Consider the following 15,782-nt stretch of genomic DNA (forward strand, 5'->3'; position numbering starts at 1 on the left):
AAAAATTGATCATGCTGTTACGACCGATTTTGTTTTTGATTTTATCGTCAATTTCCTCTTTCTACCAACTAGGTTCGGAGGAAAAACCAACCACCACCAGCCCGCGCGGAGAGGATGATAAAAAAGCGATCAACCTCACTATCCTGAGCTACAACGTCCGCCACTGCAGTCCGCCAGCCAATCCAAGCCTCATCGATGTGGAAGCAATCGCCAATATCATTAAGGATTCGAAGGCGGAATTGGTAGGGCTGCAGGAGATCGATGTCAATAACGGACGCTCCGGGGTCAACCTGGATCAGGCAGCAAAGCTGGGCGAATTGACGGGGATGTACCATTACTTTTCCAAAGGGATTGATTACCAGGGTGGGGCATACGGCACGGCAATCCTCTCTAAGTTTCCGCTCTCTGAGCAGGAGACAATTCAGCTTCCTGAGGCACCGGATACGGAGCAGAGAACGCTATCGCTGGTGACAGCTACTTTGCCCGATGGCCGAAAGATACGTTTTGCGAATACCCATCTGGATTTCACAGCAGACGAAAATGCACTGGTCCAAGCCAAGGTGATCACCGAGAAGTTGAAAGACGAAAAAGTGCCTGTTTTTGTCGTGGGAGACTTCAACGTGGTCAAAGAAAGTAAGACAATGCAGCATTTGGGTCAATACTTTACATCGACCTGTGAGGCGAATTGCATGCCGACGATTCCGGCTGATGTACCCAAGAAGACAATAGACTTTATCCTTTTTTCCAACAATCAGGACATCACCGTCCGAGCCCATGAGGTGCTCAATCAGCCGACAGCTTCCGATCACAGACCGGTTTGGGCGAGAGTTAGCTTAAAATAGAGCGAAAACGGATTACCTACTGGCCAGTTTCTAGATGCCCCCGATTTCCGATACCTGCTTGGTATTGTGAATTGAACCAGCACCTCCAATCCAACCACTGCTCAAGCTCCCTCTCTTCAAGGAGAGAGCCTGTCCCGAGGAGCGTAGCGGATCGGGAGCGGGACGTGAGGTAGGAGAGCCCGTCCCCAGAATCGGCAGCTGAGGTGAGCTGAGTTAGGATTCCTCAATTTTCTCTGCTCTGATAGTTCCGTTAGGGAGCGGTTGGATTGAACCTGCATCATCAAGCCTACCACTGCTCAAGCTCCCTCTCCTAAAGGAGAGAGCCTGTCCCGAGGAGCGTAGCGGATCGGGAGCGGGACGTGAGGTAGAAGAGAGCCTGTCCCGATGTGTTAATCCCGATCGCTACTGTATCGGGAATCGCAGCGGATCGGCAGCTGAGGTGAGCTGAGTTAGGATTCCTCAATTTTCTCTGCTTCTGATAGTTCCGTTAGGGAGCGGCTTGGATTGAACCAGAATCTCCAATCCAACCACTTCTCAAGCTCCCTCTCTTCAAGGAGACGGGGGACAAGCCGTAGAGAAATCTTCCGGTTGGAGGGCCGAGCGTCAAAAAATGATCCCTTCGGATCATTTCAGCGAGAGCCTGTCCCGAGAACTGCAACGGATCGGGAAGCCAGCCTGCGGGGAGGAGGCTTGGGCCAGCTTGCAGGGTGGGCTGTGTGGGGTGAGGTAGTGAAGGGCGTGGGGTGAGGTAGTAAAAGGCGCAGAATCGCTAATGCCCATTTCAAATCCACTCCTTACTCATACTTCAGCGACTTGATCGGGTTGGTAGTGGCCGTCTTTAGAGAATGAAATGCCACAGTGAAAAAAGCCACCAGCAATGCCAGTCCCGTTACGGTCAGGAATGTCAGGTAGTTGAGTGAGGTCTGGTAAGCAAAATTGCCCATCCAGCCGGTGATGATGTAGATGGCCGCGGGGATCACCAAGACTCCTGACAGCATCACCAGTAGCATGACTTCCTGATAGAGAAGGTAGATGATCCTTGGGATACTCGCTCCGTGAACTTTCCTGATTCCGATCTCCTTGGTGCGCTGCGCTGCCGTAAATGCCGACAATCCCAAAAGCCCCAGCAGAGAGATAAAGATGCAGATGAATGACAAGCCTGACAGCAGTTTGTATTGGATCTCATCGGCACGGTATTGCTCATCAAACCGCTGGTCCTGAAAGAAGAATTCAAAAGGATGCCTCGGATCAAATCCTGCCCATTTTGTCTTGATATAGTCCAAGGTAGCAGGTAGGTCATCACCGGAAACCTTCAGATGAAGAAATCCGCCTTCCTCACCGGATTTGACGATCAGCAGAGGTTCGACGGCATTGTGAAGGGACATAAAATTGAAATCTTCCACCATGCCGATGATTTGGCCATCTTCCTCGCCGTGAAACCATCTCACTTTTTTGCCGATGGGATCGTCTTCCCATCCCATAAGTTTGGCTGCGGCCCGATTGCAGATGAAGACGTTGCTTACATCGGCTTTGGGACCGGTTTGGAAATCCCGTCCTTCCACCAATTTGATTCCCATCGTCTTGAAATAGTCATCCCCAACCGAGATCAGACTGAACCGCTGCTGGATCATTCCTTCATCGCTTTCGGCCATCATGACCGGACCGCCCACTCCCATGCCCAGGACATTGTAAGAAGTGGTGGCTTGGGTGATTTGGGGATAGTTGAGAAATTCATTCTTGATCGAACCGATCTGTCGCTGCACCAAGGTGTCTTGAATGGGCAGAATCACCACGTTTTCCTTATCGAAACCCATGTCTTTGCTCCGCATATAGGAAATCTGGTCACGCATAAAAAAGGTGCAGACCACCACAAAGATGGAGATGGAAAACTGCGTGGTGATCAGGACTTTTCTCAGTCTGAGACTTGATTTCTGGTTTTTAAACCCTCCCTTGAGGGCACTCAGGGTGGGAATGCTGGGCAGGTAAAATGCCGGATATAGGCCTGAAATGACCCCAATCATCAGCGCAATCCCAATGGCACCGAACGTGAGCGTCGGATTGGTCAGGAAATTTGCCGACAGGTCTTTTTGAACCAAACTTCCAAACGGAGAGAAATTCAGTACCAGCTGGACGATACCGATGGCCACCAATAGGGAGATCAGAGACAGAAAAACCGATTCTCCCAAAAACGACAGCACCAAAGAACTTCTAGTACTGCCCAGAGTTTTCTTCATCGCTATCTCCGAAGCGCGATTGACTGATTTGGCTGTCGACAGGTTCATGTAATTGATACAGGCCAACACGATGATAAACAAACCGATCGCCGAGAATGCATAGAGGTAAGCTTTGTTTCCGGTAAGCTCATCATCCTGAAGGCTCGAATCAAAGTGGATCGAGGCAAGTGGCTGTAGGATGGCGGAATACTGACCACCTACCTGATCTCCAAATGATTTGAAATACTTGTCAAATATCCCGGGAAACTTGTCGTAAAAATTTTGAGGGTCATACCCTTCCGTCATCAAAAAGTAGGTGTAGACATCAGGATTCCAAAAAGCCTCGGATTTGATCTGTCCTGCATCCACCACCCATTCCCGGCTTTTGCTCAACCCGGACAGCAGCATGTCAAACTTGAGGTGGGTATTGTCAGGAAGGTCCGCTATCACGCCGGTGATCTTCCAGTTTTCACCGTCGATCATCAGGGTTTTGTCGAGGGGATTGGCATCTCCAAAATACCGTTCTGCCGTCGATTCACTGATGACCATGGCATTGAGGTCCTGGAGTGCGGTAGCAGGATCGCCAGAGATGAATTCGTGTTGAAAGACCGTGAAATAGGTGGAGTCCGTCCGGACTACATTTTCTTCATAGAAGGACAGTTCCTCACCGTCATTTTCATACCTGACCAAGGTATGGTCCCAACTGTTGGCCCGGGTGACAGCCATGACTTCGGGAAATTCCTCCTGGATGATCATCCCCAATTCCCTGGCCGAGCGGGCAACCCGGATATCAATCCCGGTAGCTTTCAGATGGCCACCCAGGCGGTAGATCCGCTCATGGTTTGCATAGTGCTTGTCATAAGACAAGTCAAACTGCAGGATCAACAGCAGGATGATGCTCACCGATATTCCCAGGGCAAGACCGAGGATATTGAGAACAGAAAAAAACTTGTCCTTAAGAAAAATCCGAACAAAGAATTTGAGATGTGTGGCAAACATAGCGGGAATGTTTCAGGGGAGGAGGGAATCAGGCAACAAAATTCTTCCAGAGATTGACAAAAACGATACCACGGCAAAGTGCAGCCATTCAGGGTAATACGGGCATAAAATCAAATTCCCATTGGTCAAATGCGGACAGTTGCGTTTGCTTTTGGACAATACGGTCTATCGGTGATTTCAATATTCCAAGCAGTCAATAGTCCCATCGGGACGTCCGGTCCCATAGCCAGCCACGGTTGGTGAGCTCGGTCACTGAGCTTGTTGAAGTGTCGAACCATAATGGCTGGAGAAAAGGAAGATGTTAGATTTCAGAGTCCCATGGGGACGGCACATATCTTTTTCTTGCTCCTGATCGCTTCAGCTTTGGATGTATGCAGTTCTGAAAGAACCAGCATCTCTAAGCCTATCACTGCTCAATCACCTTCTCCTTAAGGAGAAACCCTGTGTCCCGGGAAGCGCAACGTATCGGGACAGGGATGAGGTATATACGCAAATTGCACATCGGTACGGATATTGGCATAGAATTTAAATTCCTACCCAGTCACCAAGATCGTTTTGACTACACCCAGAATCGGAATTACCTGATGTCAATCTCTTTTGCGCAGACGCACAGGGTGGCTGTTGCGACTTGGATGTTAGCTTTTTCATTCTGATCGGAGTGATTTTACCGGATTGGCCACTGCCACTCTAATTGCCTGAAAGCTCACCGTTGCCAGGGCGATGACTACAGCGGCAAATCCAGCCACGGCAAACATCCACCATTTGATCTCGATGCGGTAGGCAAAATCCTCCAGCCAGTTGTTCATTGCCCACCAGGCAATAGGAGAGGCGATTAAGATGGCAATGCATATAAGTTTGACAAAATCCCCGGATAATAAAGCCACAATACCAGCTACCGACGCGCCCATTACCTTGCGGATGCCGATTTCTTTGGTACGCCGGAAGGCAATGAGTGTGGCCAGGCCAAAAAGACCCAGACAACTGATCAGGACGGTGATTGCAGTCGCAAGATTGATCAACCTGGCGATTTGACGTTCTTGTTGGTACAGGGCCTGCAGCGTCTCATCATAGAAGCTATATTGGAACGCATGAGCGGGATAAAAACCATCCCATTTCTCCTTTATGTTTTCTAAAGTGGATTGCCAACGACCTGTATCGTGACTGGCAAGTTTTATGTTGAAAGTCAACATGTTGAATTTTTCATTCATTAATACCAATGGGGAAATTGGCTCATAAAAATTCAAGGTGTGGAAATCTTTTACAACCCCCACGATGGGGAATTTATTATTTCCCCTTTGTCCAATAAACTGGCCGATAGCTTCTTGGGGATCTATAAATCCAAAAGCCTTAGCTGCGGATTCATTGATAATGTACTCACTGAGGGTATCTGAGGGATAAATGTTTCTTCCGGCGAGCAATTCCAGTTGGTACACTTCTAAATAAGATGTATCAATCCATTTTTTAGCAAGTTGCCTTTCTTCAATATTCTCATCTTTACTGACACGTTCAAAGGGGGATGAAGAATTACCCGACGATAAGGGAGCCGTACCTAAAGACACATTTTCGACTCCCGGGAGGTTACTAAGTTCGGTCAATAATGTGAATTGCTTATTTTGATATTGTGGATCGCGCTGGTATTTCCAGGGAATATTTACGAGTACAATGGCGTCTTTATTAAATCCCATGTCGGCTTTCAGCGTGTAGCGCAATTGGCTACCTACGATAATGGTGCTGATGATAAAAACCAAAGCAATAAAGAACTGAAAAACTATAAGTACTTTTTGAAGGCTAAAGCGGGTTGACAGCGATGTTGGGTTAAAGTTCTTCAGGACGCTTACCGTTTTTACTTTTGTAATAAGCCAGCTTGGATAGAGACCCGCACACAGGGTTATTAGCAAGACCAATCCAAGCGTAAATATCAGGTAAACATGAGACTCTCCCTGAGGTGTCACGCCCGCCGGAATGATATCACTTAGCAATCCAAAGCCCAGCCAGCTTAAAATAGCAGCCAAAAATGAAGCTGCAAAAGCAGTCATGGCTGTTTCTGACAAAAACCTACTGATCAAATCTTTGCGACTGCCGCCAAGTGTCTTGCGCACACCGATTTCTTTTGCCCGTTCAGGGATTTGGGCCGTACTCATATTGATATAATTAATGCAGGCGAGGATCAATAAAAAGACGCCTATGCCAATCAGACCACGCATCACCGGTTTACTTGTCTTGGTTATCCCAAAATAATCACTTACATGGGTTGCAAAATGGACATCATCGATAGGTACAAGCTCGTAAGATTTTCCCCGCTTCATCTCATTTCCACGTTCCTGTTCCAACGCTTCATAGTACCTAAGCTCTAGGTTGTTTATCAATGCTAAGCTAGCCTGAACGTCCGTTTCTTGTCCGAAATGGAGATAAAGCTTGTCACTCCCATTGGTATTGGTCCACATGTATAGCTCATAGACACGTTCTACCAATGTGAAAAATTCCTGTGCAATAAATTCGGAAGGCTGGTCAAAGTCAGCCACCACGCCCGTTACTGTTCGTTGCACAGTATCTGCCCCGTAGTAGGTAATGGTTTGGCCTAACATATCACCCAGGCTGATCCTGGGAAAGTACTCTTTAGCTCTACTTTCGGTAAGCACCACACTTTCGGGTGCAGTTAGGGCTTTGTCCTTATTCCCTGCCAGCCAGGTATAAGGCAGCATGTTGAAATAAGAAACATCCGTTGCCACAATATACTGGGGATCTTCCTTTACAAAAACCTCTTCGTTTTCCCGAAATGATTCAGCTTGGTTCACAAACTGGAAAAATACCGGGACTGCTTCCACTCCAGGTATCTCCGCTCGGATCCCCTGATAAAGCGGCGCGCCTACTCCCGCCATTTTAGAGTCACTTGAAAAAGAGGAAACGAGCTGATAAATATTTTCTTTATCGGGCAACTGAGCATCGTAGCTAAACTCATGATCTACGATGCGGTAGATGATCCAACAGGAACTGATGCCTATGGCGAGACCCAATACATTTAAAGCCGTGAACAACCGATTACGCCACAGGTGGTGGAGCAGTGTCCTAATGTGGTGATATACCATACTTATCCCTCTTTTTTACTTGATTACCTGATTTTTCTCGATTGAAGAACTCACATTTCTCATTCCCATGGAGTTCCATCTGTCCCGGGGTTTTGCCACAAACGTGCCATCCTCGAGACGCCTAGATTTAGGACAATAAAGCTTTTTGGGTCTTGAGCTCAAGAATTTCGGACGGTTTTGCCCACCCTCGGACGATCTTCCCTAAAGTGAAAAATCCTTAACTACTCCGGGGTTTTAATATGCCGTGATTCGTTTTTGTTGAGGGGCAGGGTAGCTGTTATAGGTTGTGGCCAAATTTAGAGCATCCTTCCTAGCTTAAATCAACCTAATCCCTTCCTCCAGAGCCTGTCCGGAGATAGTCAGCTCTGTAAGCAGGGTAAAGGAACTGGGGCTTCCGTTTCTGTTTACCGACAGAAATGCTAAAATTTCTTTGGCCAAGTTTTTTGAAGATGAGAAGGATTTCGATAAGTTGAAGTGGGATGTGATTTTATCGCAGGACTGGAAAAACACCGAGTCGGATATCGCCCGCAGGGACTACAAACAGGCGGAGTTTTTGGTCTGGGATTATGCGCCGGTTAGCGCAATAGAATGCCTTGTGGTAAAGACAGAGGCAAAAAAGAGAATTTTGGAAGAGATGATAGCAAATATGGGAGGAAGCGTCCCGGTTTTTGTTGATGAAAGGAACAAGCTCTACTATTAGATGATACACTACAAAAAGGGGAATTTATTGGACTCGGGTGCCGATGCACTGGTAAACACAGTGAATACCGTGGGTGTCATGGGAAAGGGTAGTGCTTTGCAGTTTAAGAATACATTTCCCGAAAATTACAAAAGATATAAAGCCGCCTGCCAATCCAAGTCCCTGGATGTGGGACAGCTGTTGATTGTGGAAGAAAAGACATTGCTGGGAGAGAAGACAATTATCAACTTCCCGACAAAGAAACACTGGAAATCACCTTCCAAATACGACTATGTCAGTTCGGGTTTGGTTGCGCTGAGGGAGACGCTGCCCAAGCTGCGTGTTTCGAGCGTGGCTATTCCTCCCCTCGGTTGTGGAAATGGTGGATTGGACTGGGGCATAGTTAAGCCAATGATAGAGAATGCGTTGGACGGGTTGGATATGGATATTTTTGTCTTTGAGCCGAATGAGGAGATTAAGGAACTCCTGAAGAAAGAGGAGTCGACTAAAACTGCCAGATTGACTCCCGCCAGGGCCATGCTTCTCTATTTGATGTTTCAATACGAATCTGTCGGTGACCAGAGCTGCCTTTTTGTTGCCAACAAGCTGGCCTATTTCCTCCAAAGAACAGGGGAGAATCTTAGGCTTAATTTTGAAGCCCATCATTACGGCCCCTATACGGTACAGCTAAACCATGTACTGATGTATCTCAATGGCGTATATTTGAACGGGATGGAACAGAATACCCAAGGGCCCTTTGACCCGCTGGAATTGAATTATGAAAAGTGGGGAGAGATTAAAGACTATGTAGATACTAGATTGAGTATCGAGCAGAAGGCGCGCTTGAGCAGCGTGACCAGGGTCATTAAAACCTATGAATCCACCTATGCTCTTGAGCTGCTTGCCTCAGTTGATTTCGTTTTGAACTCTGGGCCTGTAACGGATTCAGATGACTTAGTCTCCAAACTGAAAAGCTGGAACCGAAGAAAAAACGAGCTTTTTGCCAGGGAAGATATCGAAATTGCCCAGAAGCATCTTCGTGAGTATAGTGATGCTGTTTTTCAACTGGTGTAGCGGATTTGGAAGTGTCCGGTCAGCCGATTACTTGCTACACGTGATCAGGCGCGTGGTAAATACCGTTATGCTGATTTTGGAGTTGTGCAAGGCGGACTTGCACAATCTGATCAGGACCAGAGAATCTTCAAGCAGGCCGCTGATAAGTTAGAATAGAGCGGGGCATCATTTAGCAATAGATTCATTGTCAAAATAATTGGCAACAGGTTTTTTGTCACTTCGTAGACAATGACCCACTTCAACAACCTTTTTTACGGTGCTTCAATACTAACTCACCAAAGAGCCAGAGAATTAAGGAAGTCACTTACTCTCGCTGAGCGGATTCTTTGGAATGTTCTCAAAAACAGACAATTGGAAGGATACAAATTCCGCCGCCAGCACCCAATCTGCCGATATATTGCCGATTTCATGTGTTTATAATTGATTTTAATTGGCCACATGGAATGCCCAAAATAATCACTCCACTGTGTGATCCCGTACTGCGGGATCATGGGCATTTCTACTGCCACGAACTCCGTCTGGTGATCGAGCTCGATGGTGGAGTACATGAGGAAATAGACCAACAAGAACACGACAGCAATAGAGACCTATTAATCCGCGAATTCGGTGTCAAAATCCTTAGATTCAAAAACGACGAGGTCATAAATCAGCTTGGAAAGGCAGGAGAAAAAATAAAAGCATTTCTGCCTTGATTTACCCCACCCTGTGCCTGCTAGTGGCCACCCCTACAATCTGGCCTCCCGATCCGTTGCACTTCTCGGGATGGGCTTTCGCTAGATTAACCCGTCGCGGCGGGCTAATCATTTACGCTCAGTTCTCCTTAAATGCCTGTCCCGCAGAATTGCGGGAGGAGGGCACTAGAGCAGCGGAGACTATCAACATTTTTCATTCAAACCTTAATTCAACAACCAAAAACACTAGAAGTCGGTCGGGCGCGGTTCGGATTGGAGCAGGACCTTCCAGTCTATCACTGCTCAGGCTCCCTCTCCTCAAGGAGAGAGCCTGTCCCGAGGAGCGTAGCGGATCGGGAGCTGGGGTGAGGTAGAAGGGTTGGGAGGTAGCAAGGGTGAGGGTTTTATTTTTACTGCCGGATATTGAGGTCGCGTTCTGAATCCGGAGATTGCTTTAGACGATATCTTTATCTGGTCGAAAATGATTTGAATGTCTAAAATCCATCCAAACCATCATACTGTAGAGTTTTCCAAAGCCAAAGTGCAAAGCCGTGCTCGGGGTAATATTCGATCTCTTCCACCAGTCTTTTTTTGGTGTCATACCGATATTCAAACATCGGTCTTCTCTCTGTGTTGGACACAGGTACAGACTTGGAAATCAAAAGACCGCCTTCATCATATCCAAAATACCAGTCCCTAAAAGGCGTGTCATATTGGTCTTCGGCGACGTAGACCTGCCGGGAAATCCTTCCCTTTTCGTCATATTCAAAAAGATAGAACAAACCGGGATTAGAACCCAGGCTTATTTTACTGATCTGGCCAGCCGTGTTGTACTCATACAGCTCAAAGTTATTGCCGTCTCGCGAGATTTGCTTCAGTCTGCCGGCATTGTCATAGTGGTATTCAAGTGTAGTGACAGGATGAGTAAGATTTTGGAAACTGTATTCGGCCTTTGAATTCAGTAATCCCTGATCCGTCAAATGAAAAGTCATAAGGCCAAGGGTATCCTTCTGGGCATTGAATCCTATTTCCAGCAGGGGCTTGCCTTCTATATCATAAAAGTGATGTGAGTAGCCAGTCACCTCTGAGCCCTGATAGAAAGTGGTCAGGCTGGGCAAGGTCGGATGTTGGCCGGGTGCAACTGACTTTTGGAGAATGGCAGAAATATCAATTTCCGGATCTTGATTTAGCGGTTCATCTTCAGGGCCTGGACTGCAAGAGCTCGAAATAATCAAAAACAGGCCACGGAGAAGGTTTGCTTTCAGTATTGCCCGTGATATGCCCAGTTTCCTTGTTATAAACTCGATCATGGTTAGTAAATTTTATATCAAATATAACTTTGAAAAGACCCGCTGGAGATAATGTGACGACAGCGCCAAATTACTTTAAGAATGACAAGATTTTAATCCATTTATAAGCACATACGTGACTACCCCGCGTGAGATTACTGCATTTTACTCAACTCTCTTTCTATCATCTGCTCCATACCGAGAGAGGGCTCAGATAAATCCGAACTGATAATTACACCCTCAGGATCAATCAAAAAATATTTGGGAATTGACTTAACCAGGTATTTGTCTCCAAACATATCATTCATCCCATCTGGAATATTGACCTCGGATCCATTACCATTGGGGTTGGTGTTGGATACAAATTCTTTCCATCTATCCAATTCAGAATCTAAGGATATCATAACGACCGCAATTCTCGGATCTGAGGAATACTTAGCCGCCATCTCCAGAATTTTTGGACGGTGCTGGATACAGGGACCGCACCAAGTAGCCCACGCATCGATCAGCACAAGCTTCCCCTTTAATTCAGAGAGTTTAAAGGAAGAACCGTCGGGTCTTCTTGCTTCAAAATCAAAGGCAGATACACCTGCCATAGACGAAAAGAATGAGTCAGACGCTCTATTTATTAGGTAGAAATAGGGATTATTCTTTTCGCGTTCTAAGGCTTCGTTGATTCTATCAGACGTAAATAAATGTTGGTGAGGTCGCCAGTAAGTAGGATGTTCGATGACTGATTGGATGTAAAAGGCTTTCAGAAAATCTTCTAGCGCTGGATCGGTGTTTTTGGATTCGATGATATCCAAGAAGAACGGAATAGACGGGATGGAATCATTTTTTCTCAGGTGTTCAATCTCATACTGATACAAAATCATATTTGGAAGTGATTTGGCTTCAGTTCCATAGGCTGGAATGTCAGCGACAAAATCAAAAAATGGATCTTTCGCCTCTAATTTTCGAATTATCCGGCCATAGAAAAAAAGGAAATTTTGAGCTCGAGCGTTATTTTGGTAGTTCAGTATTGCGTATTCACCTTCAGATAGTTGTTTCGAAGCCCCAGCGATAACTTCTTGTCTTTTCCCGATCAAGCTATCAAACTTCTGTTTTACCTCCGATACGTCGCCGTCTCCGAAAATTAAGCTGCCGTATTTTGAAAACATTTCATCAGTGGAATGCCAGAGGTAATTGCTCAACGAATCAGCGGGTTGGTTTTTAGTCTTCACGTTCTCCCCCTCGAAGACAAGCTCTCTTTTACTTCTTGGCTCCAGGATAGCTAAATAAGGGGATTCTTTTCCTTTGACATGAATGCCGGCCAAAAGAGGCTGCTTGATCGGGAAGAAAAATTTTCGCTGAGAAGAATTGAGCGGGATCTTGGCAATGGTCTCACCGGTGATTAATTCCTGAATGAATAAGCTGTCATATGGGTTCGAACTTTCAGGAATCGTTATTTCAAAAACCTCAGGTTCCGAACAGCTTTGAAAAGCCAGAAAAGCGCCGGTAACAAAAATGAAGATTTTGTTCATATAGATTATTTACGATCCTCAATATAAGCTATTTAAAACAAATAACTATTTATTAAGAGATAGGATTTTTTTTTTCGTTTCTTGTTCACCAAGGGAAGGGGATTGTGCGAAAGGTTGACAATTGATATTTTAATAAGAATTTGGACCAATAATTTTGAAATCAATCAATATGAGAAATCCCTCTATCTCCATATTTTTCTTTTTGTTGATGCTTAGCTCCAATTCAGTCTTTGCCATCAATCCAGACAGAGAATACATCCGTACCCCGGATTCAGTCAAATGGAATTATCAGCAACTGGACATCCATACTCCTGATGGTTTCCGTCTCAATACCTGGATCTATGAGGCAAAACCCGAAAACGACAAGGATACGGTTTTAATTCTTGCTTATCCAGACGCTGGAAATATGTCCTATTTCGTCTATCACGCAGCTATCTTGGCTAATTCTGGCTACACCGTAGTTACATTTGATTATCGGGGATTCGGGAAAAGCCAAGATTTCGAGATTCAGAAAGAATATCTTTATTACAGGGAGTTTGCTTGGGATCTAGAGGCAGTAGTGGACTCCATTTCTAACAAAATGCCAAACAAGAAAATAGGAATCTGGGCAATGTCTATGGGGACTACCATCACCTCAACGGCCTATCCCAATATCAGAAGCCAGATTGACTTTATTATAGGTGAAGGCTTCGTTACAGATCCTGACGCAATTGTGGAGTTCTACAAAGAGAAGAATAAAGGGATTCTCCTTCCTGAAAACAGCAATGAGTTTAAGAAATCCGTTGAATCCATCGACTGTCCCCTCTTGATTTTAACAGCATCGAAGGATGCAGTCACTACACACGATTCAGCCTTGAAACTTCAGAGTAAGCTTGGTGCTAATTGTCAAATCATCCGATATGAAGGAGATCATTTGACGGGGTTTCAGGTGGACTATGACAAGGTGGGCTTTGGAGGGTGGTTTGTGGATCAGGTAGATAGATTTTTGGGAAAAGCAGCAGCTTGATAGTGTGTCTTTAGCGATCTGGGTTACTCCCCGTCAGCGCCACACTCATGCCTGAATTTTTCACGGATGAGTGAATGAAGTTTTTTCCTAGTGAATATTTCCCTCCATCCTTGGTTTTTGGAGAAAATGGGTAAAGGAAGTCATGTCGATACAATACCCCAAACAATACCCGACATAATTGACCTGCCGGAGAAGGAGAGCCTGTTGGACACTCCAGTGGGATTGCACTATTACTGTCGTTGGGGAAGCCACCCAACCGGGCAGTGATTTAACAGCCCGTCGCGGCGGTAGAAAAAGTAAAAGCATTCCGGCCTTGATTTACCCCACCCTGTGCCTGCTAGTGGCCACCCCTACAATCTGTCCTCCCGATTCGCTGCACCTCTCGGGACAGGCTTTCGCTAGATTAGCCCGCCGCGGCGGGCTAATCATTTACGCTCAGTCCTCCTCTAGGAGAGGGAATTTGATCCGTGACACATGGAATACTCTTCTCCAATTTTCTTTTCTCTGGTGAGATGCTCCGAATTCTGTGACCTTCTGGCTCTACTTTTAGCAGGAAACACTTTACTCACCTATTAGTGATCAGGAACATTATCCTTTTGTATAGCCTGATTCGGTCCCGATATAAAATAGGTTCCATCCGTTCTTTCATGGAGTAGATTGGTGTTTTATTGATTCGGCGATTAAGGATACAAAAATGAAGGAGGACAGAAAGACCACATCTACCAACTATCTCAACCAGACCCATTTGGAAGAGAAATGTTCATTGAATGAACTGCTCCATGTAATGAGCAAGAGGTGGACTACAGATGTGCTTTTTGAAATCGAAGGAGGAAATGACCGTTTTTCCAGTTTAAAAAAAGCCCTCGATTTGATCAGTGACAACGTTTTGGCAAGCAGGCTTAAACTCCTTGAGCAGTATGGACTGATCAGAAAAAACGAAGATGATTCAGGAGTGGCGGGCAAATACCAGTATTTTCTTACGTCCAATGGAATCAGACTCAGTGAATTGTTAGGCCAACTGTGCGATTTCTCGGATTCACACATGAATAGCCGCTGCATCAACTGGAATGCAGAAGCTATCCATGGATAGAAATCCGTGCTTTTAAAGATCCGAATATTCGGTAGGATATAGGAAGGTGGTCACATTCTTGGAAACGTTGTGCTGATATTCGGGCATAGCAGACAGTTCTTTCCAATAAGGATCGCTGCCAAAGGACTGCCAGTGCGCATCCCGGTCCGCCTTGTTTTCAAAGGTGGTCATGTACATCAGATTTGGCATCGTACTGCCGGCGATTACCTCTCCGTAGAAGACTGCGTTGAAGCCCAGTCTTTTAAACAGGCCTACCTCATCCCCGTCATTAAACATCCTGATCTTGTTGGCGGAGATCTTTTCGGTGTGTCCCTCATAGCTCCGCAATTCATAAATCCGGTCTTTTTTGGGCCCCTGCAAATCCGGAACCGCGTAATGCGGATGCTTCTCAAAAGCATTCAGCAGGATGGTTTCGATTCGGGTAAACGGTGGATTGGAATAGGGAGCATTCAGGTACTTGGCGCCGGCAGATTGATAGAGTTGATCCTTGGCGAGTTGTGCTTCTATCTTGGCAAACTTCTGCTGGGAGTCAAACGGAATCAGTACATAAATCAACCTTTCAGCAGCACTCCCGTCTGCAGGAGCAACCGGCTTAAATACGCCTACATGCTCTATCCCCGCTCTGTGCATTGCCGGAAGATATGCCTGTTCGAGATATTCATCCACCACCTGTTCCTGCTCCGCGGACGACAAATGATATACTTTTAGCTGGTAAAAGTCTCCCTTTCCCGCAAATGATGGCCCCATACCCAGTAGCAGGATAGCCATTGCGGTGAATAAAATAATTGTGTTTTTCATGGTATTTGTAATTTATTGTTGATGCGCTGAAATTAGATGAAATCATCGGACTGACCCGGGAAATACGCACTCACTTTTTTCTAAGTCCCTGTGCTAAACCATCTTCTCGCCCATGCTTTTGCAGGTTTATTACAAAACCAAAAACTACAAAACATGCAATTCAGAAGCTGGGAAGATCAGATTTAGAAGTATCTCTTGATGGCTTCGGTAGGGAGTGGCTTGGATTGGAGCAGGATCTTCAAGTCTGCCACTGCTCAAGCTCCCTCTCCATGTGGAGACGGGGGACAATCCGTAAAGAAATCTTCTAGCAGAGGGCCAAGCGTGAAGAATCTTTCCGGTGGAAAGATTTAGCGAGGAGCCAGCATGCAGGGAGGCGAGGCTTGGGCCAGCTTGCAGGGTGGGTTTGTGGAGGGTGAGGTAGTGAAGGGAGTGATGAGGTAGGAGAGAGCCTGTCTCGACAGCTGTACGGGAGCAGGGTTGTTTAGTTCCAGATTTTTCCATTTATTGGCAAC

The 15,782-nt window shown here is 46.0% G+C and carries 12 protein-coding genes; 7 read left to right on the forward strand and 5 right to left on the reverse strand.

The window, feature by feature from the left end; all coding sequences use genetic code 11:
• Positions 1–842, forward strand: an 842-nt coding sequence (locus tag G459_RS0123455; protein WP_342664347.1) for an endonuclease/exonuclease/phosphatase family protein, incomplete at its 5' end; no start/stop codon positions are given.
• A gap of 794 nt (positions 843–1,636) precedes the next feature.
• On the opposite strand, the gene G459_RS0123460 is transcribed toward G459_RS0123455, so the two are convergent.
• Both G459_RS0123460 and G459_RS0123465 read right to left on the reverse strand, forming a co-directional pair.
• On the reverse strand, positions 1,637–4,054 hold the full coding sequence (locus tag G459_RS0123460) for an ABC transporter permease (RefSeq protein WP_026969781.1): 2,418 nt from the start codon (positions 4,052–4,054) through the stop codon (positions 1,637–1,639).
• Positions 4,055–4,698: 644 nt separating this feature from the next.
• A complete protein-coding gene (locus tag G459_RS0123465; protein ID WP_026969782.1) occupies positions 4,699–7,140 on the reverse strand; it encodes an ABC transporter permease in 2,442 nt (813 codons plus the stop codon).
• Between the two features lie 355 nt (positions 7,141–7,495).
• Between G459_RS0123465 and G459_RS28425 the strand changes: the two genes are divergently transcribed.
• The 4 genes from G459_RS28425 (at position 7,496) to G459_RS30575 (ending at position 9,585) form a co-directional block, all read left to right on the forward strand.
• Positions 7,496–7,840: a DarT ssDNA thymidine ADP-ribosyltransferase family protein gene (locus tag G459_RS28425; protein WP_281171907.1), complete on the forward strand. Its 345-nt coding sequence runs from the start codon at positions 7,496–7,498 to the stop codon at positions 7,838–7,840.
• Positions 7,841–8,893 carry a type II toxin-antitoxin system antitoxin DNA ADP-ribosyl glycohydrolase DarG gene (darG, locus tag G459_RS0123475; RefSeq protein WP_026969783.1) on the forward strand — a complete coding sequence of 351 codons (1,053 nt, stop codon included), beginning with the start codon at positions 7,841–7,843 and terminating at the stop codon, positions 8,891–8,893.
• Between the two features lie 228 nt (positions 8,894–9,121).
• Positions 9,122–9,313: an endonuclease domain-containing protein gene (locus G459_RS30570; protein WP_157373435.1), complete on the forward strand. Its 192-nt coding sequence runs from the start codon at positions 9,122–9,124 to the stop codon at positions 9,311–9,313.
• A 23-nt stretch (positions 9,314–9,336) separates the two neighbouring features.
• Positions 9,337–9,585 carry a DUF559 domain-containing protein gene (locus G459_RS30575; RefSeq protein ID WP_026969784.1) on the forward strand — a complete coding sequence of 83 codons (249 nt, stop codon included), beginning with the start codon at positions 9,337–9,339 and terminating at the stop codon, positions 9,583–9,585.
• Between the two features lie 473 nt (positions 9,586–10,058).
• Here G459_RS30575 and G459_RS0123485 read toward each other — a convergent pair whose 3' ends face one another.
• Entirely contained in the window at positions 10,059–10,874 is an 816-nt protein-coding gene (locus G459_RS0123485; RefSeq protein WP_026969785.1) for a hypothetical protein, read from the reverse strand.
• A gap of 134 nt (positions 10,875–11,008) precedes the next feature.
• On the reverse strand, positions 11,009–12,376 hold the full coding sequence (locus G459_RS0123490; protein ID WP_026969786.1) for a TlpA family protein disulfide reductase: 1,368 nt from the start codon (positions 12,374–12,376) through the stop codon (positions 11,009–11,011).
• Positions 12,377–12,545: 169 nt separating this feature from the next.
• Between G459_RS0123490 and G459_RS0123495 the strand changes: the two genes are divergently transcribed.
• Together G459_RS0123495 and G459_RS28435 are read left to right on the forward strand one after the other, a co-directional pair.
• Complete coding sequence (locus tag G459_RS0123495; protein WP_026969787.1) at positions 12,546–13,382, forward strand: alpha/beta hydrolase; 837 nt, start codon at positions 12,546–12,548, stop codon at positions 13,380–13,382.
• Between the two features lie 694 nt (positions 13,383–14,076).
• The gene (locus G459_RS28435; RefSeq protein ID WP_051315400.1) at positions 14,077–14,472 is read left to right on the forward strand and encodes a winged helix-turn-helix transcriptional regulator; all 396 of its coding nucleotides are present in this window, start codon (positions 14,077–14,079) and stop codon (positions 14,470–14,472) included.
• A 12-nt stretch (positions 14,473–14,484) separates the two neighbouring features.
• Here the strand turns inward: G459_RS28435 and G459_RS0123505 are convergent, their stop codons facing one another.
• Positions 14,485–15,270 (reverse strand): NIPSNAP family protein, encoded by a 786-nt coding sequence (locus tag G459_RS0123505; RefSeq protein ID WP_026969788.1) that lies wholly within the window; start codon positions 15,268–15,270, stop codon positions 14,485–14,487.
• Positions 15,271–15,782 lie beyond the last annotated feature (512 nt).

The sequence above is a fragment of the Algoriphagus terrigena DSM 22685 genome (assembly GCF_000429445.1).
GTDB classification, from domain to species: Bacteria; Bacteroidota; Bacteroidia; order Cytophagales; family Cyclobacteriaceae; genus Algoriphagus; species Algoriphagus terrigena.

What these genes read in the sequence shown, in the direction of transcription:
- G459_RS0123465 (WP_026969782.1), bottom strand. Translation starts at nt 7,140, where the DNA reads ATGGTATATCACCACATTAGGACACTGCTCCACCACCTGTGGCGTAAT.
- G459_RS0123495 (WP_026969787.1), top strand. Translation starts at nt 12,546, where the DNA reads ATGAGAAATCCCTCTATCTCCATATTTTTCTTTTTGTTGATGCTTAGC.
- G459_RS0123460 (WP_026969781.1), bottom strand. Translation starts at nt 4,054, where the DNA reads ATGTTTGCCACACATCTCAAATTCTTTGTTCGGATTTTTCTTAAGGAC.
- G459_RS30570 (WP_157373435.1), top strand. Translation starts at nt 9,122, where the DNA reads ATGACCCACTTCAACAACCTTTTTTACGGTGCTTCAATACTAACTCAC.
- G459_RS0123490 (WP_026969786.1), bottom strand. Translation starts at nt 12,376, where the DNA reads ATGAACAAAATCTTCATTTTTGTTACCGGCGCTTTTCTGGCTTTTCAA.
- darG (WP_026969783.1), top strand. Translation starts at nt 7,841, where the DNA reads ATGATACACTACAAAAAGGGGAATTTATTGGACTCGGGTGCCGATGCA.
- G459_RS28435 (WP_051315400.1), top strand. Translation starts at nt 14,077, where the DNA reads ATGAAGGAGGACAGAAAGACCACATCTACCAACTATCTCAACCAGACC.
- G459_RS0123505 (WP_026969788.1), bottom strand. Translation starts at nt 15,270, where the DNA reads ATGAAAAACACAATTATTTTATTCACCGCAATGGCTATCCTGCTACTG.
- G459_RS30575 (WP_026969784.1), top strand. Translation starts at nt 9,337, where the DNA reads ATGCCCAAAATAATCACTCCACTGTGTGATCCCGTACTGCGGGATCAT.
- G459_RS0123485 (WP_026969785.1), bottom strand. Translation starts at nt 10,874, where the DNA reads ATGATCGAGTTTATAACAAGGAAACTGGGCATATCACGGGCAATACTG.